19 protein-coding genes are annotated in these 18913 nt (G+C 61.3%); 8 read left to right on the top strand and 11 right to left on the bottom strand.

What is annotated here, in order from left to right:
• Positions 1–9 precede the first annotated feature (9 nt).
• On the top strand, positions 10–336 hold the full coding sequence (locus M5B97_RS11110; protein ID WP_003187304.1) for a DUF883 family protein: 327 nt from the start codon (positions 10–12) through the stop codon (positions 334–336).
• On the opposite strand, the gene M5B97_RS11105 is transcribed toward M5B97_RS11110, so the two are convergent.
• Positions 333–1229: a LysR family transcriptional regulator gene (locus tag M5B97_RS11105; RefSeq protein ID WP_248731484.1), complete on the bottom strand. Its 897-nt coding sequence runs from the start codon at positions 1227–1229 to the stop codon at positions 333–335. The two genes, M5B97_RS11110 and M5B97_RS11105, sit on opposite strands and share 4 nt — an antisense overlap.
• A gap of 111 nt (positions 1230–1340) precedes the next feature.
• Here M5B97_RS11105 and trpB point away from each other — a divergent pair, with 111 nt between their 5' ends.
• The 3 genes from trpB to M5B97_RS11090 all read left to right on the top strand — a co-directional run bounded on the left by trpB (position 1341) and on the right by M5B97_RS11090 (position 3979).
• On the top strand, positions 1341–2582 hold the full coding sequence (gene trpB / locus M5B97_RS11100; RefSeq protein ID WP_248731483.1) for a tryptophan synthase subunit beta: 1242 nt from the start codon (positions 1341–1343) through the stop codon (positions 2580–2582).
• Positions 2582–3391: a tryptophan synthase subunit alpha gene (gene trpA, locus M5B97_RS11095; protein WP_248731482.1), complete on the top strand. Its 810-nt coding sequence runs from the start codon at positions 2582–2584 to the stop codon at positions 3389–3391. The genes trpB and trpA overlap by 1 nt, the downstream gene beginning before the upstream one ends.
• A gap of 138 nt (positions 3392–3529) precedes the next feature.
• Positions 3530–3979: an anti-virulence regulator CigR family protein gene (locus tag M5B97_RS11090; RefSeq protein WP_123716692.1), complete on the top strand. Its 450-nt coding sequence runs from the start codon at positions 3530–3532 to the stop codon at positions 3977–3979.
• Positions 3980–4032: 53 nt separating this feature from the next.
• Here M5B97_RS11090 and M5B97_RS11085 read toward each other — a convergent pair whose 3' ends face one another.
• The 6 genes from M5B97_RS11085 to M5B97_RS11060 all read right to left on the bottom strand — a co-directional run bounded on the left by M5B97_RS11085 (position 4033) and on the right by M5B97_RS11060 (position 9885).
• Entirely contained in the window at positions 4033–5337 is a 1305-nt protein-coding gene (locus M5B97_RS11085; protein WP_248731481.1) for an MFS transporter, read from the bottom strand.
• 285 nt (positions 5338–5622) lie between these two features.
• Positions 5623–6771: a galactonate dehydratase gene (dgoD, locus tag M5B97_RS11080; RefSeq protein WP_003170741.1), complete on the bottom strand. Its 1149-nt coding sequence runs from the start codon at positions 6769–6771 to the stop codon at positions 5623–5625.
• Between the two features lie 48 nt (positions 6772–6819).
• Positions 6820–7440, bottom strand: a complete 621-nt coding sequence (locus tag M5B97_RS11075; protein ID WP_123716689.1) for a 2-dehydro-3-deoxy-6-phosphogalactonate aldolase — start codon at positions 7438–7440, stop codon at positions 6820–6822.
• 1 nt (position 7441) lies between these two features.
• Positions 7442–8401, bottom strand: coding sequence for a 2-dehydro-3-deoxygalactonokinase (locus M5B97_RS11070; RefSeq protein ID WP_248731480.1), 960 nt, complete (start codon positions 8399–8401; stop codon positions 7442–7444).
• 176 nt (positions 8402–8577) lie between these two features.
• Positions 8578–8904: a DOPA 4,5-dioxygenase family protein gene (locus M5B97_RS11065; RefSeq protein WP_123716766.1), complete on the bottom strand. Its 327-nt coding sequence runs from the start codon at positions 8902–8904 to the stop codon at positions 8578–8580.
• A gap of 30 nt (positions 8905–8934) precedes the next feature.
• The gene (locus tag M5B97_RS11060) at positions 8935–9885 is read right to left on the bottom strand and encodes a LysR family transcriptional regulator (RefSeq protein WP_134661098.1); all 951 of its coding nucleotides are present in this window, start codon (positions 9883–9885) and stop codon (positions 8935–8937) included.
• A gap of 103 nt (positions 9886–9988) precedes the next feature.
• Here M5B97_RS11060 and betC point away from each other — a divergent pair, with 103 nt between their 5' ends.
• From betC to M5B97_RS11045, 3 genes are all read left to right on the top strand, one after another.
• Positions 9989–11503, top strand: a complete 1515-nt coding sequence (betC, locus tag M5B97_RS11055; RefSeq protein ID WP_248731479.1) for a choline-sulfatase — start codon at positions 9989–9991, stop codon at positions 11501–11503.
• A 17-nt stretch (positions 11504–11520) separates the two neighbouring features.
• Positions 11521–12435, top strand: coding sequence for a choline ABC transporter substrate-binding protein (gene choX / locus M5B97_RS11050; RefSeq protein ID WP_248731478.1), 915 nt, complete (start codon positions 11521–11523; stop codon positions 12433–12435).
• A gap of 112 nt (positions 12436–12547) precedes the next feature.
• Entirely contained in the window at positions 12548–14116 is a 1569-nt protein-coding gene (locus M5B97_RS11045) for a SulP family inorganic anion transporter (RefSeq protein ID WP_123716684.1), read from the top strand.
• Positions 14117–14169: 53 nt separating this feature from the next.
• Here the strand turns inward: M5B97_RS11045 and aroE are convergent, their stop codons facing one another.
• Together aroE and hemF are read right to left on the bottom strand one after the other, a co-directional pair.
• Positions 14170–14988, bottom strand: coding sequence for a shikimate dehydrogenase (aroE, locus tag M5B97_RS11040; protein WP_248731477.1), 819 nt, complete (start codon positions 14986–14988; stop codon positions 14170–14172).
• Positions 14988–15920 (bottom strand): oxygen-dependent coproporphyrinogen oxidase, encoded by a 933-nt coding sequence (gene hemF / locus M5B97_RS11035; RefSeq protein WP_248731476.1) that lies wholly within the window; start codon positions 15918–15920, stop codon positions 14988–14990. Before hemF ends, aroE begins: the two co-directional genes overlap by 1 nt.
• Positions 15921–16080: 160 nt before the next feature.
• On the opposite strand from hemF, the gene M5B97_RS11030 reads away from it, so the two are divergent.
• Positions 16081–17058: a quinone oxidoreductase gene (locus M5B97_RS11030; protein ID WP_248731475.1), complete on the top strand. Its 978-nt coding sequence runs from the start codon at positions 16081–16083 to the stop codon at positions 17056–17058.
• A 130-nt stretch (positions 17059–17188) separates the two neighbouring features.
• Here the strand turns inward: M5B97_RS11030 and M5B97_RS11025 are convergent, their stop codons facing one another.
• Both M5B97_RS11025 and dprA read right to left on the bottom strand, forming a co-directional pair.
• Positions 17189–17746, bottom strand: coding sequence for an L-threonylcarbamoyladenylate synthase (locus tag M5B97_RS11025; RefSeq protein WP_134661104.1), 558 nt, complete (start codon positions 17744–17746; stop codon positions 17189–17191).
• Positions 17747–17800: 54 nt separating this feature from the next.
• The gene (dprA, locus tag M5B97_RS11020; protein ID WP_248731474.1) at positions 17801–18895 is read right to left on the bottom strand and encodes a DNA-processing protein DprA; all 1095 of its coding nucleotides are present in this window, start codon (positions 18893–18895) and stop codon (positions 17801–17803) included.
• Positions 18896–18913 lie beyond the last annotated feature (18 nt).

Below are 18913 nucleotides of genomic sequence, written 5' to 3'. Positions count from 1 at the left end.
AGAGTCCAAATGGCCAACACTTCTTTACGCAAAGCATCGCTGGAAAGCATGGAAGCCGAGATTTCGAGCCTGCTCAAGTCCCTTGAGAGCCTCAAGGACGATGCTTCCGATGAGTCGCGCAAAACCCTGAAGGCCCTGAAAAGCAATGCCGAGAATGCTCTCAAGCACTCCCGCCACCTGATCAGCGACGCCTACGAAGAAAGTAAAGTCAAAATCCGCGAAACCAGTGCCGCGACCCGGGACTACGCACAAGAACACCCGTGGACCACAGCCGGTGTCGCCGTTGGCGCATTGGGCTTGCTGGCCGCTTACCTGCTCTGCAAACGCGGTGATTAAACAGGCTGGCGCGCCAGCTCAGCCTTGAGCCATTGCGCCAGTTGCCGGGCGCGCCCATCTGCGGCGCGCTTGGGTAGCCACAACGCCAGGTGCGCCGGGGTTTCACTGAAAGCCCACGGCGCTACCAGGCGTCCCGCACGCAGGTCCTCCGCGACCAGCGGTTCAGGTGCTATCGCCACGCCAAGCCCCGCTACCGCCGCTTCCAGCAAATAATACAAATGCTCAAAACCCTGGCCGTGCTTCAACGTGCCGGGATCGATGCCGTGTTGTCGCGCCCAACTGGGCCAGGCTTGCGGGCGTGAGGTGGTATGCAACAGCGGCTGGCCGCACAAGGCTTGCGGCAGGGCCTCGCGCAGGCGCTCGAAATCCGCGAAACGTGGGCTCATGACCGGCCCGATACGCTCACTGACCAGCTCGTACACTTGCATATCCGCCGGCCACGGTGGTTCGGCGAAGACCAGCAGCGCATCCAGCCCCGGACGACGCGGGTCAAGGTCGCCTTCACCCGCCGACAGGTGCAGCCGCAAATCCGGCAGGTCGGCGTTCAAACGGCCGAGACGCGGGATGAACCAACGCGCCAGCAAACTCCCCGACAAGCCGAGCACAAAGGGTGCATCCGCGCCGCCCTGGGTGAGTTCGGCGCACACATCCCGCAATCGCTCGAACGCCTCGGCACTGGCGTCCCGCAACCGCAGGCCTGCATCTGTGAGTTTAAGGCCTCTGCCTTCCTTGCTGAAAAGACTGACGCCCAAGTGTTCTTCCAGCACTTTCAGCTGGCGGCTGACCGCGCCATGCGTCACGTGCAGCTGTTCAGCAGCCAGGCTGACGCTATTGAGGCGGGCTGTGGCTTCAAATGCACGCAGGGCATTAAGGGGCGGAAGGTCTCGGCTCATCTGTGAGTTTTCCTGACAGGTTGCGGCAATCTTATCGGTTTTCAGCGTGGCGCGTGAGGGGGTAGAGTGGCCCTCATTGTTTTCTACATGCATTTTTTCCTGGAGCGTCCCATGACTCAGTCCCAGACCGATCTACGCAACGGCCCAGACGCCAACGGCCTGTTCGGCGCGTTCGGCGGCCGTTACGTCGCTGAAACCTTGATGCCGTTGATCCTCGACCTGGCCCGTGAATACGAAGCGGCCAAGGAAGATCCGGCGTTCAAAGAGGAATTGGCCTACTTCCAGCGCGACTATGTCGGGCGTCCAAGCCCGCTGTACTTCGCCGAGCGCCTGACCGAGTTCTGCGGCGGCGCCAAGATTTACCTCAAGCGCGAAGAGCTGAACCACACCGGCGCGCACAAGATCAACAATTGCATCGGCCAGATCCTGCTGGCACGGCGCATGGGTAAAAAACGCATCATTGCCGAAACCGGCGCGGGCATGCACGGCGTGGCTACCGCCACCGTGGCGGCGCGTTTCGGCTTGCAGTGCGTGATCTACATGGGCACCACCGACATCGAGCGCCAACAGGCCAACGTGTTCCGCATGAAGCTGCTGGGCGCCGAAGTGATCCCCGTGGTCGCCGGCACCGGCACCCTCAAGGATGCGATGAACGAAGCCCTGCGTGATTGGGTGACCAACGTCGACAGCACCTTCTACCTGATCGGCACCGTGGCCGGCCCGCACCCATACCCTGCGATGGTGCGCGACTTCCAGGCCGTGATCGGCAAGGAAACCCGCGACCAGTTGCAAGCCCAGGAAGGCCGCCTGCCGGACAGCCTGGTGGCGTGCATCGGCGGCGGCTCGAATGCCATGGGCCTGTTCCACCCGTTCCTGGACGACAAGAGCGTGGAGATCATCGGCGTTGAAGCGGCCGGGCACGGCATCGAAACCGGCAAGTACGCTGCCAGCCTCAACGGTGGCGTACCGGGCGTGCTGCACGGCAACCGTACCTTCCTGCTGCAGGACGATGACGGTCAGATCATCGACGCCCACTCGATTTCCGCCGGCCTCGACTACCCCGGCATCGGCCCTGAACACGCGTGGTTGCACGATATCGGCCGCGTCCAATACACCTCGGTCACCGACGACGAAGCCTTGGATGCCTTCCACAAGTGCTGCCGCCTGGAAGGGATTATTCCCGCCCTGGAAAGCGCCCACGCCCTGGCCGAAGTGTTCAAACGCGCACCGACGCTGCCCAAAGATCACCTGATGGTGGTCAACCTTTCAGGCCGTGGCGACAAAGACATGCAAACCGTGATGCACCACTTGGACCTTTCTCAACAAGAGCATGCCCCGCAGGAGAAACACTGATGAGCCGCCTGCAAACCCGCTTTACGCACCTGAAGGAACAAAACCGCGCCGCCCTGGTGACCTTCGTCACCGCCGGCGACCCGGGCTATGACACTTCGCTGGCGATCCTCAAGGGCTTGCCTGCCGCCGGTGCCGACGTGATAGAACTGGGCATGCCCTTCACCGACCCGATGGCCGACGGCCCGGCCATTCAACTGGCGAACATTCGCGCGCTCACCGCCAAGCAGAACCTGGCGAAAACCCTGCAAATGGTTCGCGAGTTCCGCCAAGACAACAACGACACCCCGCTGGTGCTGATGGGTTACTTCAACCCGATCCACAAATACGGCGTGCCGCAGTTCATCAGCGACGCCAAGGCAGCCGGTGTCGATGGTCTGATCGTGGTCGACATGCCGCCAGAGCATAACGCCGAGCTGTGCGACCCGGCCCAGGCTGCCGGTATCGACTTTATCCGCCTGACCACGCCGACCACCGACGATGTGCGCCTGCCGACCGTGCTCAACGGGAGCTCCGGCTTTGTGTACTACGTGTCGGTAGCGGGTGTGACCGGTGCTGGCGCGGCCACCCTGGAACACGTCGAGGAGGCCGTGTCCCGCCTGCGTCGGCACACCGACCTGCCGATCAGCATTGGCTTCGGTATCCGCACGCCGGAACAGGCAGCGGCCATCGCCCGCCTGGCGGACGGTGTAGTGGTGGGTTCGGCACTGATCGATCACATCGCCACTGCCAAAAATGATCAACAGGCGATTGATGGCGTATTGAGCCTGTGCGCGGCGCTGTCGGAAGGTGTTCGCGCCGCCCGTACGTAAAGGCGGTGTAGCGATAGGTAAAGTTCCTGATACAGAGGAATCATACGCACGAATCAATACCTAAACTGACAAGACCAAGGGATTTCGAACCCGGTTCGAAATCCCTTTTTTGTTCGTGCAGTACTGAGGAAAGCCCCCATGAAAATGCCTAAACGCTGGATCGCTGGTCTCGGCGCGCTGATGCTCGGCGCGAGTGCCCTGGCGCAGGCCGCGCCCTACGATGAGCGTGGCGGCCCCGGCCCCGACCGAGGTGGGCCGCAAGGTCAGCACGAACAACGCGGCGACGACCACCGTGGCCCGCCATCCAACCACCGGGGTGGCCCACCGGAAGATTTCGGCCCGGTACGCCAGGTGATCCGTGACAACCACAACGATTTCCGCCGTGGCCCGCCACCGCCTCCCGGCGTGCGCCTGGTGCGTGGTCAGCCGCTGCCGCGCAACTACTACGGCGAACGCCTGGACGGGCGAGCCCTGGCCCATCTGCCGCAATACCCCGGGTATGAATGGCGTCGCTCCGGTGGCGATATCGTATTGATCGCCATCGGCACCAGCATCGTCTATCAGATCCTGGATGGCGCGCTGTACTAGAGCCGGAATGCCGGTGTGGCGAGAGGGTTTGCTCTCTCGCCACAGGGTGTAGCCTAAATCTCTATGCGTTCGACTTTGCCCACCAGCAGCACGTAGGACAGAGCCCCAAGCAACGCCAGCACAGCGATGTAGGTGATCGCCGGCGCAAACGAATCGCCGCTCGCCAGAAAGCCAATCACTATCGGTGTGGCAATCGCCGACAAGTTACCGATGAAATTGAACACGCCCCCGGTCAGCCCGAGCAAACGCGCCGGTGCCAGCGTCGACACCAGCGACCACGTAATGGAAGCCAAGCCATTGCCGAAAAACGCCACGGCCAGGAACGTAATCACCCATGCCGTCGATTCCACATAGTTGGCGCCGATGATCGCCGTGGAAATCAGCAACCCGCCGATGATCGGCAGCTTGCGCGCAAGGCCCACCGACGCACCGCGACGAATCAGCCAGTCGGAAAAAATCCCCGAGCACAGCACGCCGACAAACGCCGCCAGGAAGGGCAGCGACGCAAGCAAGCCGGATTTGATGAAGTCCATACCGCGATATTTCACCAGGTAGGTCGGGAACCATGTCAGGAAAAACCACAGCGTGGAGTTCAGGCAGAACTGCCCCAGGTAAATACCCCAGAGTTTGCGCTTGCTCAGCACGATGCCCAGGTCGACCCAACTGAATGGCGCCTTGACGGTTTTCGCCTGCATGTCCACCAAGCCGCCGCCCTCGCGGATCAATTCGATTTCAGCAGCATTGGCGCCCTTGAATTCCTTCGGTTCGCGGTACACCGCATACCAGATCAACGCCCATACAATGCCCACGCCGCCCGTGACGACAAACACCATGTGCCAGCCGAATGCGTGCTGCAGCCAGGCCAATACCGGCGTGAGAAACGCCAGCCCGACAAATTGCCCGGAGGTGTAGACACCGATGGCGGTAGCGCGCTCGCGCTCGGGAAACCACGTGGTGACTACGCGGCTGTTGATCGGATAAGCCGGCGCTTCCAGCGCACCCACCGCCATGCGCAGCACAAACAGCGCGATAAAGCTGGCAGCAAAACCCAGCATTACGGTGGCGACGGACCACAACAGCAATGCAGCCGTATAGAGAATGCGCGGCGGCACTCGGTCCACCAGCCAACCTCCGGGAATCTGCATGGCGGCGTAGGTCCAGCCGAAGGCGGAGAAGATCAGCCCGACATGCACAGGGTCGATGCCCAGCTCACTGGTCAGCGCCGGCGCGGCAATCGACAGGTTGCTACGGTCGAGATAGTTGATCACCACGGTGATGAACAACAACAGCATGATGAAGAAACGCTTTCTGCTCGGCGTGACTAAAGACGCCTGCCCAGTAAAGGATTCAGGTTGCATGGGGGTGCCTCTTCTTATGTTTATTGAGGTCCGGGGAAAATCTGACTAAAGAAACCGAATGAAAATGTGGGAGGGGCTTACTCCCCTAATGCAAGTCAGTTAAGGCTTTTTGTAGGAGCGAGCTTGCTCGCGAAGAACCTGAGAGCGCCGCGTTAAACCGGATACGCTGCGTTATCGTTGACGTCTTTCGCGAGCAAGCTCGCTCCTACAGCCGGCACTTACGCTTAACTGACTGGCATTAGGCTTGCTCCCCCCACATTTTTACCGAGCTCTTTCAGGAGGGGATCACCATTCGGCAAAGCTGCCGTCGGCATGGCGCCAGATCGGGTTGCGCCAGCGATGGCCGATGGCAGCGCGCTCGATCACATATTCCTCGTTGATCTCGATGCCCAGGCCTGGGCCGTTGGGGATCTTGACGAAGCCTTGGTCATAGTCGAACACGCCCGGATCGCGCACGTAGTCGAGCAAGTCATTGCTCTCGTTGTAGTGAATACCCAGGCTTTGCTCCTGGATAAACGCGTTGTAGCACACAGCATCCAGTTGCAGGCACGCCGCCAGGGCAATCGGGCCCAGCGGGCAGTGCAGGGCGAGGGCCACGTCGTAAGCTTCGGCCATATTGGCGATCTTGCGGGTTTCGGTGATGCCTCCGGCGTGGGACGCATCCGGCTGGATGATGTCGACGTAGCCTTCGCTGAGCACGCGCTTGAAGTCCCAGCGCGAGAACAGCCGCTCGCCGAGGGCAATCGGGGTGCTGGTCAGCGGCGCCAGTTCCTTGAGCGCTTCGTAGTTTTCACTGAGCACCGGCTCTTCGATAAACATCAGTTTGTACGGGTCCAGTTCCTTCATCAGCACCTTGGCCATGGGCTTGTGCACGCGACCATGGAAGTCGACGCCGATGCCGACGTTAGGGCCGACCGCATCCCGTACAGCGGCGACGTTGGCCAAGGCCAGGTCGACTTTTTCGAAGCTGTCGACGAACTGCAACTCCTCGGTGCCGTTCATCTTCACCGCCGTAAAGCCACGGGCCACGGCCTCTTTGGCGGCACGGGCGGTATCGGCCGGACGGTCGCCGCCGATCCACGAATACACGCGGATCTTGTCACGCACCTGGCCACCGAGCAGGTCACTGACAGACACGCCGAGGGCCTTGCCCTTGATGTCCCACAGCGCCTGGTCGATGCCGGCGAGGGCACTCATGTGCACCGCGCCGCCACGGTAGAAACCGCCGCGATAGAGCACCGTCCAGATGTCTTCGATATTGCGTGGGTCTTTGCCGATCAGGTAGTCGGACAACTCTTCGACGGCAGCCGCCACGGTGTGGGCGCGCCCTTCGACCACAGGCTCACCCCAGCCGGTCACGCCCTGATCGGTTTCAACCTTGAGGAAGCACCAGCGCGGCGGGACGATGAAGGTGGTCAGTTTGGTTATTTTCATCTGTTATCTCTCTTATAGATGCAGCGCCCTTGGGCGCGGAACTTGAAGTCAGCTCAGGGTGTTCCAGGCGGCGACATACGCCTGGGCACGGCTCGCAACCTGATCCACCGTCATACCCGGCTTGAACAACCCGGAACCCAGCCCGAACCCCTTGGCACCAGCATCGATGAACACCTGCATGTTGTCCGGGGTAATGCCGCCTACCGGCAGCAGCAACGTGCCCGTCGGCAATACCGCCAGCCACGCCTTGATCACCGACGGGCCGATTTGCTCGGCCGGAAACAATTTCAAGACGTCGGCGCCTTCGGCCAGGGCGGCAAATGCTTCGGTCGGCGTGGCTACCCCGGGCGACAGGAACAGGCCCGCCGCTTTCGCTGCGCGCAACACCTTAGGATCGCTGTGAGGCATGACGATTACCTGACCGCCGGCGGCTTTGACCTGCTCGACCTGTTCCGGGGTCAACACCGTACCCGCGCCGATCAGGCAATCGGCGGGCAGGCCGTCGCGTAGCGTGCGGATGCTGGTGTACGGGTCCGGCGAGTTCAACGGGACTTCGATGACACGCAAGCCCGCCTCGTACAGCACCTGGCCGATCGCCAGGACTTCGTCCGGTCGTACACCGCGCAGGATTGCGATCAAACCGTTGTGTGCCAGCGCTTGCTTGAGCATGTCAGGTCTCCAATGCAGGTTGAGTGAGCCCGGCAGCCACCGCCAATTGCCACAGACCACGCTCGGTGGCTTCCTGCGCCAGGCTCACGTGGTCGAAGCCGCACAGGGCGAGGGCGCGTTGGTAACGGGCGCAGAGGGCGGCAGCGCCGACCAGGATGATGGGCTTGTGTCTGGCGCCGGCCGGCAAGCCCGCGAGCTCATGACCAATGAGCAAGCCGGACAGGTAGTCAGGCTGCTGGTCGCCCGCCAACTCGCCCGTGAGCCCAAGCGTGCGCGCACTGAACAACGTCGACAGCACGCCGCGCCGACCGTCTTCCGAGAGCGCCACCTGCACGCCACGATCAAACGCTTCGGCCTGGAACGCTTCGGTTATTTTCTGGGTACGCCCGAGGAGGCTGTGTTTGCTCAACACCGCGAACAGCTCACCCGTCATGAAGGTATCGAAGTGGGTGATGCAACCCTCGGCCACCTCGACCCATTTGGAATGGCTGCCGGGCAGGCCGATCAACACGTCAGCGCCAAGCCCTTGCAACACGCCCAGCACCTGGGTTTCTTCGCCACGCATCACATTGGGCAGGCCGACCTGCTCGATCACACCGGGCACGATATACACATCGGTTCCCCGCATGCTGCGTACGCGATGCAATGCCTTGCCGAGGCTGGCGACGTCAACGGGTGTATTGCGATAGGCCGCCTCGCTCCAGCCCTGGGCGCTACCGACCATGCCGCAAGCGATCACTGGCAGGTTGGGCTGGGCATCGAGCCAGTCACCGCACGCCGCATCGAACGCCAACTCGAAACCATCGCTGCAACGTACACCCGCGATATCCCTGGGCTCGGTGGGCAAATGCATGATGCCCCACGCCAGCGAACGCTGGTCCAGCACCACGCCTGCGGGGCCGAGTTTATAAGCACGAAGGGAGCTGGTTCCCCAATCGAGCGCGATCAATTGCGCCTGCATCGCTTCACCTGAAATGAGTGGGTGCCGAAAAAGCTGATGGGCGAATATAAACCTATGCTTGCGCATATCTCAATATATAAATATCAATCCCATATAGTGAGACTTGACGAAGTAAATCTTGCGTCACCTCCGGTTTTTTACGGCGGAGGGAAGTAAGGGTTATCTGATGAAGAAGGTTAAAAAACCGACAAATCCAGCTCGCGCATCGCACCCATCCAGATCGCGTAGTCGGTGTGATCCTTCAGGTCATCGCCGGTTTCGGGGTGCAGGAACACCACCAGCCCTTCGCGGTGCAGCGCCAACCACGGCAATACCACGCCGATGTACTCCGGCTCGAACGCCAGTTGGCAGCTCCAGTCAGGGTGCGGGCCCACAGGCCGTTCGTGCACACGGCCCATGCTTAACGGGAACAGCTTGGCTGCGTCTTCGCATAAGGTGCGCGCCTGGTCGATCGTACTGGCGTCGAAATAGATATGGGCGTGATAGCCCTTGATACGTTGCATGGTGAAATCCGTGTCCATTGTGAACCGATCCTAGACCGCAATCGAAGGCAGGGCCAGCCCAGTCAGGGACTGCGCGCTGCTGGCCTGTTCCGCCAGCAACCAATCGACAAAGCGCTCGACCAACTGCCCCCGGCGCTTGCGCTGGGGCTGCACGACGTAATAACCGAAACGCGAGATAACCGTGTCGCTGATCGGCCGGCACAGCCAGTTCTGCTGCAACAGATTATCCACCAGGTGGCGCCAGCCGATGGCCACCCCCTGGCCGGCAATCGCGGCCTGGATCAACAGTGTGTAGTTATCGAAACGCAACTGGCCGGGTGTCGGTGCAGCGGTGATGCCCAACTCGCGAAACACACCGCTCCAGTCGAACCACTGGCTGGTGTTCTCCTGGCGCAGGTGCAGCAGGGGAAAGTCCTGCAAATTTGCCAGGGTCAGCGACGTGGTCTGCTCCTTGAGCCACTGTGGGCTACATACCGGGAAGACCTCCTCGTTGAACAACCACAGGCTGTCGCCCTGCTTGAAACGACCGTCGCCGAACAGCACCGCCACGTCGATATCGCTGCGCAACGTGGCGTGGTTGCGCTCGCTGGTGACCAGGCTGACATCGACCTGCGGGTTGGCCTGGTGGAAGCGGTGCAAACGCGGCATCAGCCAGTAAGCGGCGAACGCGAAGTCGGTGGCCACTTGCAGCACTTCATGCTGACCCTGCCGGGTGATCGCGCTCAGGCCTTGGTTGATGGCCTGCAAGCCGCCCTGGGCGTGCTCGAACAGCAGGGCTCCCGCATCGGTCAGTTCAATGCCACGGTAGATGCGATCAAACAGGCGAATCGACAACTGCTCTTCGAGCCGCTTGATCTGCTGGCTGATGGCCGGCTGGGTGGTGCCTAACTCCATGGCGGCGGCGGTAAAGCTGCGATGACGCGCCGCCGCCTCGAACACGCGCAACAGGTCGAGGGATAAATCACCGAGGGCTTCATACATAAGCTGTACTTATCCTAGACATTGTATTTCATGGGCTTTACCCAATTTTTCATGGGCTGCATGCTCATTCGCATAAACACTGCCTATGGAATGCCGAAGCCCCATGAAGCGCAAGAACATTCTTTTTATCATGGCCGATCAAATGGCCGCGCCAATGCTGCCGTTCTACGCACCGTCCCCGATCAAACTGCCGAACCTGAGTCGCCTCGCCGCACAGGGCGTAGTGTTCGACGCCGCCTACTGCAACAGCCCGCTGTGCGCACCGTCGCGTTTCACCCTGGTCAGCGGCCAATTGCCGAGCAAGATCGGCGCCTACGACAACGCGGCGGATTTCCCCGCCGATGTACCGACTTATGCCCACTACCTGCGCCGCCTCGGCTATCGCACCGCCCTGTCGGGCAAAATGCATTTCTGTGGCCCCGACCAACTACACGGCTACGAAGAGCGCCTGACCAGCGACATCTACCCCGCCGATTACGGCTGGGCCGTGAACTGGGATGAGCCGCACGTGCGTCCCAGCTGGTACCACAACATGTCCTCGGTGCTGCAAGCCGGCCCATGTGTGCGCACCAACCAGCTGGACTTCGACGAAGAGGTCGTGTTCAAGGCTCAGCAATACCTTTTCGACCATATCCGCGAAGACGGCGAACAGCCGTTCTGCCTGACGGTGTCGATGACTCATCCGCACGACCCGTACACCATTCCCAAGCCGTTCTGGGAGCTGTACGACGACAGCGACATCCCCTTGCCGACAACACCGCCCCAGGCCGATCTGGACCCGCACTCCCAGCGCCTGCTCAAAGTCTATGACCTGTGGGAAAAGCCGCTGCCTGTGGATAAGATCCGCGATGCACGCCGTGCTTATTTCGGTGCCTGCAGCTATATCGACAGCAACGTCGGCAAGCTCTTGCAAACCCTGGAAGACACCGGCCTGGCCGAGGATACGATCATCATCTTTTCCGGCGACCACGGCGACATGCTCGGCGAGCGCGGCCTCTGGTACAAAATGCACTGGTTTGAAATGGCCGCCCGCGTACCACTGCTGGTCTGTGCACCGGGGCAATTCGCTGCGGGCCGCGTGAGCCACGCCGTGTCCACCGCCGACCTGCTGCCGACCCTGGTGGAACTGGCCGGCGGCGAGCTGGACCCGCGTCTGCCGCTGGACGGTCGTTCACTGGTCCCGCACTTGCAAGGGCAGGGTGGGCACGACGAAGTGTTCGGCGAATACATGGCCGAAGGCACCATCAGCCCGCTGATGATGATTCGCCGTGGCGCCTACAAATTTATCTACAGCGAAGACGACCCTTGCCTGCTGTTCGATGTACACAACGACCCACGGGAGCAGGAAGACCTCAGCCAGTCGCCGCAACATCGGGCGCTGTTTGCAGCCTTCTTGAATGAGGCGCGGGCCAAATGGGACATCCCGGCGATCCACCAGCAGGTGCTCGCCAGCCAACGCCGCCGTCGCCTGGTATTTGAGGCGCTGACCCAGGGCAAGCTGAAGAGCTGGGATCACCAGCCACTGGTAGACGCCAGTCAGCAATACATGCGCAACCATATCGACCTCGACGACTTGGAGCGCAAGGCACGTTATCCACAACCCTGCCAAAACCAATAAATAACAGAGGGAAGGCCATGCAAAAGCTAACGGTAGTACTGGGCATCCTGGTGCTCGCCAGCGCCAATGTGTACGCAGACAGCAGTTGTGAAACGGTGAAAATGGCCGATCCAGGCTGGAGCGATATCGCCGCCACCAACGCCATCGCCGGTTTTCTGCTGACGGGCCTGGGCTACAAACACAAAGTAGACACGCTGGCGGTGCCGATCACCTTTGGCGGGCTCAGGGATGGCCAGGTGGATGTGTTCCTGGGCAACTGGATGCCGGCGCAGCAGGGCTTCTATGACAAGTTCGTGGCCAATGGCGATGTGGTGCAACTGGCGAAGAACCTCGACGGCACCGAGTTCACCCTCGCTGTGCCGGACTATGTGTGGGATGCCGGCGTGCATGACTTTGCCGACCTGAACAAGTTTGCCGATAAGTTCGACAAGAAGATCTACGGCATCAGTTCCGGCGCGCCGGCGAATATCTCGCTGCAGGAGATCATCAAGAAAAACGATTTTGATCTCGGCCAGTGGAAGCTGATCGAATCCAGCGAACAAGCGATGCTCGCGGAGGTTTCACGCTCGGTCAAGAAACAGAAATTCGTGACTTTCCTCGGCTGGACGCCGCACCCGATGAATGTGCAATTGAAAATGCGTTACCTCAAAGGCGGCGAGAAATATTTTGGTGACACCGGCAGCGTGTATACCTTGACCCGCAAGGGTTACGCGCAGGCCTGCCCGAATGTCGGGAAGCTGTTGGTCAACCTGAGTTTCACCCAGGAGATGGAGAACAGCATCATGGCCGACGTCACCAACAACAAGGTCAGCAATGCCGATGCGGCGAAAGCGTGGATCAAGGCGAACCCGGCGGTGTTGGATAAGTGGTTGGATGGCGTAAAGACAGTGGATGGCAAGGATGCTCTGGCCGCTGTAAAAGCCAAACTCTAAAGATACTCGCCAGCTGAATGTGGGAGGGGCGGTGCGCCGATTCGACTCGCTCCCTCCCACAGGGGCCGATGCGTACTGATACTCTGAGCCAAACCTTCTGACCGAGTCTGCGATGCTTCGGCCCAACCGCCACACACTTTTGCCTTTTCTCGCCTGGCTCCCACGCCAAACCCGCGCCAGTGTCGGTCGAGATGCAGTCGTCGGCCTCAGCGGCGCAGTACTCGCGCTGCCACAATCCATTGCCTACGCGCTGATCGCCGGCCTCCCACCCGAATACGGCCTGTATGCGGCAATCATCCCGGTACTGATTGCCTGCCTCTGGGGCTCCTCCTGGCACCTGATCTGCGGCCCGACAGCGGCGATTTCCATCGTGTTGTACGCCAGCATCAGCCCTTTGGCCGTGCCGGGGTCGCAGGACTACATTACCTTGATCCTCCTGCTGACATTCCTGGCCGGCGTTTTCCAGTGGTTGCTGGGCATGCTGCGCTTCGGCGCGCTGGTGAATTTCGTCTCCCATTCGGTGGTGCTCGGCTTCACCCTGGGTGCCGCCGTGGTGATTGCCCTGGGCCAACTGCCCAATCTGCTGGGCCTGGATGTGCCGAGCCAGGCAACGGCCATCAATAGCCTGCTGGCGCTGATCGACCATAGCCGCGAGTGGGACCCAGCTTCACTCGTCCTCGGGCTGGGCACCTTGTTGGTGGGCGCGTTGCTCAAATACTGGGTGCCCCGCTGGCCAACGCTGTTGATCGCCCTGGCCCTCGGCAGCCTGGTCGCCTGGCTGTCGCCGGCGATGTTCGGGCAGGTGGCGCTGGTCAGCTCGTTTGTCGGCAAGCTGCCTCCATTCAGCCCGCTGCCAATGGACCTGGATATGCTTCTGCGCCTGCTGCCCAGTGCCGTGGCGGTGGGCATGCTGGGGCTGGTGACCAGCCTATCGATTGCCCGCTCTTTATCGGCCCGTTCGCAGCAATTACTCGACGCCAACCAGGAAGTCCGCGCACAGGGCTTATCCAATATCGTCGGCGGATTTTTCTCGGGGTACTTGTCAGCCGGTTCCTTTACCCGCTCCGGGCTCAGCTATGAAGCCGGCGCCTGCTCACCGTTGGCGGGGGTGTTTTCCGCACTGTGGGTGGCGCTGTTCGCGTTGTTTGGCGCCGCGTTGATTGCACACATCCCCATCCCGAGCATGGCAGCGAGCATTCTGCTGATTTGCTGGGGGCTGGTGGACCATCGCGGCATTCGCGCGTTGTTCCGGGTGAGCCGTGCCGAATTCATGGTGATGAGCCTGACCTGCGTCGCCACGCTGCTGCTGGAACTGCAAACGGCGATTTATGCCGGGGTGCTGGCGTCGCTGTTTTTCTACCTCAAGCGCACCTCGCAACCGCGTGTCCAGCAGTGGCGTGACGGCGAAGACGATGTGCTGCGGGTAGGCGGCTCGATCTTCTTCGGCGCCAGCCATTACCTGCAAGTGCGCCTGCAAAGCCTTGCGAGCGAACGAGTGGTGATTGAGGCGCAGCAGATCAACTTTATCGACTATTCCGGGGTGGAGATGCTGCACCAGGAGGCACGCAGGTTGCGCGGGTTGGGGCGCAGCTTGATCTTGCGCCGGGCCCGACCGCAGGTTGTGGACGAGTTGAAAAAGTTGGAAGGGGCGGATAAGTGCCCCATCCACTTCGAAGACTGAACGTGGCCAATAATGTGGAAGGAGGCTCGCCCCCCACCACACTTGGAACGCAGTCAGCTGAGTTGGCGACGCAGTTCAGCGAGCACCGGTGCCGAATCCGGGCGCACCCCGCGCCACAGGAAAAACGCTTCCGCCGCCTGCTCGACCAGCATGCCCAGACCATCCATCGCCACGGCCGCGCCTTGTTCAGTGGCCCAGCGACAGAACGCAGTCGGCTCCTTGGCATACATCATGTCGTAGCAAAAGGTCTTGCCCGATTCGATCAGGCTTCCGGCAATCGGCGGTACATCGCCTGACAGGCTCGCGGACGTGGCATTGATGATCAGGTCCACCGGCTCACGCAGCCAGTCGAAACCGCTGGCGGATACCGGGCCAAGGTCGTCGAACAGCTCGGCGAGCAGTTCAGCCTTTTCCACGGTGCGGTTGGCGATGATCAGCGAGGCCGGCTGTTCCGCCAGCAAAGGTTCCAATGCACCGCGGACTGCGCCACCAGCACCCAGTAGCAGGATGCGTTTGCCCTTCAGGTTCAACCCGGCGTTTACCGTCAGGTCGCGCACCAGGCCGGCGCCGTCGGTGTTGTCGCCCAGCAAGGTGCCGTCGGCCAGCTTGCTCAGGGTGTTCACCGCGCCGGCGCGCTGGGCGCGCTCGGTCAAGGCGCTGGCCAAACGGTAGGCCTCTTCCTTGAACGGCACGGTGACATTGGCACCACACCCCTGCACAAAGAACTCACGGGCGCAGCCGCTGAAATCCTCCAGCGGCGCGAGCAAGGTGCTGTAATCCAGTGTCTCGCCGGTCTGCTCGGCAAACATACGGTGGATCAACGGTGACTTACTGTGGCCGATGGGGTTACCGAATACGACGTAGCGATCCATCAGACCGCCGCCTTGGCTGCGAGCACACCCAGCCAGTCGCGGTCCTGCAGGAAGTAATCGGTGAGGCGCGCTTCTTCGCTGCCGGCTTCGGCCTTCCAGTCGTAGCTCCAGCGCACTTGCGGCGGAAGCGACATCAGGATCGACTCGGTACGCCCACCCGACTGCAGGCCGAACAAGGTGCCACGGTCGTAGACGAGGTTGAATTCAACGTAACGGCCTCGGCGGAATTCCTGGAACGCGCGCTGTTGCTCGGTATAGGGCGTGGCCTTGCGGCGCTGCACGATCGGCAGGTAGGCGTCGATGTAGGCATCGCCGATGGCGCGGATAAAGGCGAAGCAGGTGTCGAAGTCCCATTCATTCAAGTCGTCGAAGAACAGGCCGCCGATACCGCGCGGCTCGTTGCGGTGCTTGATATGGAAATAGGTGTCGCACCAGGCTTTGTAGCGCGAGTACACATCCGGACCGAACGGCGCACAGGCCTGCTCGGCCACGCGGTGCCAGTGGATGCAGTCTTCTTCGTTGCCGTAGTAGGGCGTGAGGTCGAAGCCGCCACCGAACCACCATACCGGCTCTTCGCCTTCTTTTTCGGCGATGAAAAAGCGCACATTGGCATGGGACGTCGGCACGTGGGGGTTGTGCGGATGGATGACCAGCGACACGCCTAACGCCTCAAAGCCGCGTCCGGCCAGCTCAGGACGATGGGCACTGGCGGAAGGTGGGAGGCCGCTGCCAAACACGTGGGAAAAGTTAACGCCGCCTTTTTCAATGATCGAACCATCTGCAATCACGCGGGTGCGACCGCCGCCGCCGGCAGGCCGGGTCCAGGCGTCTTCGATAAAGCGAGTGTCCGTCTCGAAGGTTTCCAGGGCGCTGCAAATACGGTCTTGCAGGTCGAGCAGGTAGGCTTTAACAGCCTCAGTGCGAGTAGTCATGGCATCACCTTGAATCGGGCAAAGCTACGCGAGGCCATCGGGCGTCGGCGGCAAATGGGCGCACAGGATAACACCGCACCCATGTGCATCGCAGTTGACGAAGATCAAGCTTAGGAGTCCGATAGCGCGCTATGCGATTCAATCTTAAGGAGAAGTGCAGATGGCCAAACGTATCCAGTTCAGCGCCCATGGCGGTCCCGAAGTGCTTGAATATGTGGACTACACGCCCGCAGAGCCGGGCCCGCAACAGGTTCGCGTACGTAATGAGGCCATCGGCCTGAACTTCATTGACACTTATTTCCGCAGCGGTCTGTATGCGCCGCCGGCATTGCCATCGGGATTGGGCGCCGAAGGTGCCGGGGTTGTCGATGCGGTAGGCAGTGAAGTCTCTCAATTCAAGGTCGGCGACCGTGTGGCTTATGGCAGCGGCCCGCTGGGCGCCTACAGCCAACTGCATGTGTTGCCCGCCGCCAACCTGGTGCACCTGCCGGACGACATCAGCTTTGAACAAGCCGCGGGCGCCATGCTCAAGGGCTTGACCGTGCAGTACCTGCTGCGCCAGACCTATGAACTGAAAGGCGGCGAAACCATTTTGTTCCACGCCGCTGCAGGAGGCGTGGGCTCCCTGGCCTGCCAATGGGCCAAAGCCTTGGGCGTGAAGCTGATCGGCACCGTGAGTTCACCGGAAAAAGCCGCCCTGGCCAAATCCCTTGGCGCCTGGGAAACCATCGACTACAGCAAGGAAAACGTCGCACAACGCGTGTTGGAGTTGACCGACGGCAAGAAAGTACCGGTGGTGTACGACGGCGTCGGTAAGGATACCTGGCTGACCTCGCTGGACAGCGTGGCGCCACGCGGGTTGGTGGTGAGCTTCGGTAACGCGTCGGGCGCGATAGAGGGGGTGAACCTGGGGATTCTGGCGGCCAAGGGTTCGCTGTATGTGACCCGTCCGACACTGGCGACCTATGCCAACAACCCGGAAAACCTGCAGACAATGGCCGATGATCTGTTCTCGATGATCAAGAGCGGCAAGGTGCGCATTGATATCAACCAGCGGTATCCACTGGCTGAAGCGGCGAAGGCACAGACAGCGTTGTCGGGACGGCGGACCACCGGGTCGACCATTCTGTTGCCATAACGTTTAAGACACTTGGCGGTTTGAAGGGCCTCATTGCAAGCAAGCCCGCTTCCCTGTCCGACCGCGCGCCTCCAGTTGGAGCTCGATCGATCAGGGGCGCAGGCTTGCTCGCGAAAGCCACACCCCAGTATCAGGAAGGCCGCACGACCTCACCCGTCGCCAAATCGCGAATCAGGCTCGGGTTCTTGCGCCCACCCAAGGCTCCCCCCAACACCAGGTCCACCTGGCCACGGAAATACTGCTCCACACGAAGCCGCGTGCGCGCCGCCGGGCGGCCCTGAGGGTTGGCTGACGTCGAAATCAGCGGCCCTACCAGCGAGCACAAGTCCCGCACCAACGGATGGTCACTGACCCGCACGGCTACCGTGTCATGCACACCGGTCACCCACTCAGGCAGCAGGCCCTGATGGGGCACCAGCCAGGTATTCGGCCCTGGCCAGGTGCTGGCCATGCGCTCGATCCAGGTATCCGGGAAATCTTCAAACAGAAAATCGAACTGGTGAATATTGTCCGCCACCAGGATCAAGCCCTTATCCACAGAGCGGTTCTTGATCGCCAACAGCCGGTCCACCGCTTCTTCGTTCCACGGGTCGCAGCCCAGGCCCCAGACCGCCTCGGTCGGATAGGCAATCACCGCGCCTGCGCGAATTTCTCGTGCGGCTTCCAACACACGCCACCTGTTGACCATTGCTCATTCTCCGGACTAAAGCTCTGCGCAGTTTACCGATCTTCTTTACAAAACCTAGGGGCGCGCGAGCCAGCGGCCACTCTCGCAGATCACTTGGCCTTCGAGCTCCAGCTCCGTCAGCGTCGCCAGCACTTGGGATAATGGCCGGCCGCTGGCAATCGCCAGGCCTTCGCTGGTGTGAGGCGCGGCATGCAGTAACGCCACCAGTGGGTGAGTGACCGGTATCGGGGCAGGGCGTGACAGGGCCTGCCAACCGCGCAAACCTTCCAGAATGTGCTCAATGGTTTCGACCAACACCGCTCCATCGCGGATCAGCTGATGACAGCCCTTGGCACCAGGATGATGAATGGAGCCAGGGATCGCATACACCTCGCGTCCTTGCTCGGCCGCCAGCCGTGCGGTAATGAGCGAACCGCTGGCCATGCTGGCTTCGACCACCAACACACCCAGCGACAAGCCACTGATGATCCGGTTGCGCCGGGGAAAATTGCCCGCTTGAGGGGCCGCATCCAGCGGAAACTCGGAAACTACGGCGCTGCCTTGCTCTATCATCGCCGCTGCGAGCCTGCGATGCCGCTGTGGATAAAAATTTTCCAGCCCAGTGCCCAGCACGCCGATTGTCTGGCCGCCTACCTCCAATGCCGCTTGGTGCGCCGCGCCGTCTATGCCCAACGCCAAGCCGCTCGTGATAACGAAGCCAGCACTCGCCAGGCTGCGGGAAAACGCAGCGGCCGTGTCCATGCCGGGGCGGGAGGCGCGACGGCTCCCGACCACTGCCAGTTGGGGTTTTTCCAGGATCGCAGGGTCGCCGGCGACGAATAATAACGGGGGAGCATCGTCGATCTGAGCGAGTAGCGCGGGGTACTCAGGTTGGTCCCACATCAGTAAATGCTGGGCCGGGCCGGCTAACCAGGCCAAGGTGGAACTCGCACCATCACGAACTTCAGGACTGCGCCGAGCCTCGGCACTGACGGCTGGCAACCCGAGGGACCGCCAGGCACTGGCAGGTGCACTGAGGGCCTTTGAAGCGCAACCAAACGCTTCGATCAACACGCGAAAACGCTTGGGGCCCAGTTCCGGCAGCCTGTGCAAGCGTAGTCGCGCTTCCAGTTCGGCAGGGGAAATTTCATCACTGTTTATCGGATACATCTTGATCATCCTTGATCG

It is taken from the genome of Pseudomonas sp. MWU13-2517, assembly GCF_023242545.1.
In the GTDB taxonomy this organism is placed as follows: Bacteria; Pseudomonadota; Gammaproteobacteria; order Pseudomonadales; family Pseudomonadaceae; genus Aquipseudomonas.
The sequence above is the reverse complement of the archived record's forward strand: the minus strand, read 5'-3'. Positions and strand labels throughout refer to the sequence as shown.

Excerpts from the sequence above, each read along its gene's own strand:
- M5B97_RS11110 (WP_003187304.1), top strand. The coding sequence starts at position 10 with ATGGCCAACACTTCTTTACGCAAAGCATCGCTGGAAAGCATGGAAGCC.
- M5B97_RS11105 (WP_248731484.1), bottom strand. The coding sequence starts at position 1,229 with ATGAGCCGAGACCTTCCGCCCCTTAATGCCCTGCGTGCATTTGAAGCC.
- trpB (WP_248731483.1), top strand. The coding sequence starts at position 1,341 with ATGACTCAGTCCCAGACCGATCTACGCAACGGCCCAGACGCCAACGGC.
- trpA (WP_248731482.1), top strand. The coding sequence starts at position 2,582 with ATGAGCCGCCTGCAAACCCGCTTTACGCACCTGAAGGAACAAAACCGC.
- M5B97_RS11090 (WP_123716692.1), top strand. The coding sequence starts at position 3,530 with ATGAAAATGCCTAAACGCTGGATCGCTGGTCTCGGCGCGCTGATGCTC.
- M5B97_RS11085 (WP_248731481.1), bottom strand. The coding sequence starts at position 5,337 with ATGCAACCTGAATCCTTTACTGGGCAGGCGTCTTTAGTCACGCCGAGC.
- dgoD (WP_003170741.1), bottom strand. The coding sequence starts at position 6,771 with ATGAAAATAACCAAACTGACCACCTTCATCGTCCCGCCGCGCTGGTGC.
- M5B97_RS11075 (WP_123716689.1), bottom strand. The coding sequence starts at position 7,440 with ATGCTCAAGCAAGCGCTGGCACACAACGGTTTGATCGCAATCCTGCGC.
- M5B97_RS11070 (WP_248731480.1), bottom strand. The coding sequence starts at position 8,401 with ATGCAGGCGCAATTGATCGCGCTCGATTGGGGAACCAGCTCCCTTCGT.
- M5B97_RS11065 (WP_123716766.1), bottom strand. The coding sequence starts at position 8,904 with ATGCAACGTATCAAGGGCTATCACGCCCATATCTATTTCGACGCCAGT.
- M5B97_RS11060 (WP_134661098.1), bottom strand. The coding sequence starts at position 9,885 with ATGTATGAAGCCCTCGGTGATTTATCCCTCGACCTGTTGCGCGTGTTC.
- betC (WP_248731479.1), top strand. The coding sequence starts at position 9,989 with ATGAAGCGCAAGAACATTCTTTTTATCATGGCCGATCAAATGGCCGCG.
- choX (WP_248731478.1), top strand. The coding sequence starts at position 11,521 with ATGCAAAAGCTAACGGTAGTACTGGGCATCCTGGTGCTCGCCAGCGCC.
- M5B97_RS11045 (WP_123716684.1), top strand. The coding sequence starts at position 12,548 with ATGCTTCGGCCCAACCGCCACACACTTTTGCCTTTTCTCGCCTGGCTC.
- aroE (WP_248731477.1), bottom strand. The coding sequence starts at position 14,988 with ATGGATCGCTACGTCGTATTCGGTAACCCCATCGGCCACAGTAAGTCA.
- hemF (WP_248731476.1), bottom strand. The coding sequence starts at position 15,920 with ATGACTACTCGCACTGAGGCTGTTAAAGCCTACCTGCTCGACCTGCAA.
- M5B97_RS11030 (WP_248731475.1), top strand. The coding sequence starts at position 16,081 with ATGGCCAAACGTATCCAGTTCAGCGCCCATGGCGGTCCCGAAGTGCTT.
- M5B97_RS11025 (WP_134661104.1), bottom strand. The coding sequence starts at position 17,746 with ATGGTCAACAGGTGGCGTGTGTTGGAAGCCGCACGAGAAATTCGCGCA.
- dprA (WP_248731474.1), bottom strand. The coding sequence starts at position 18,895 with ATGTATCCGATAAACAGTGATGAAATTTCCCCTGCCGAACTGGAAGCG.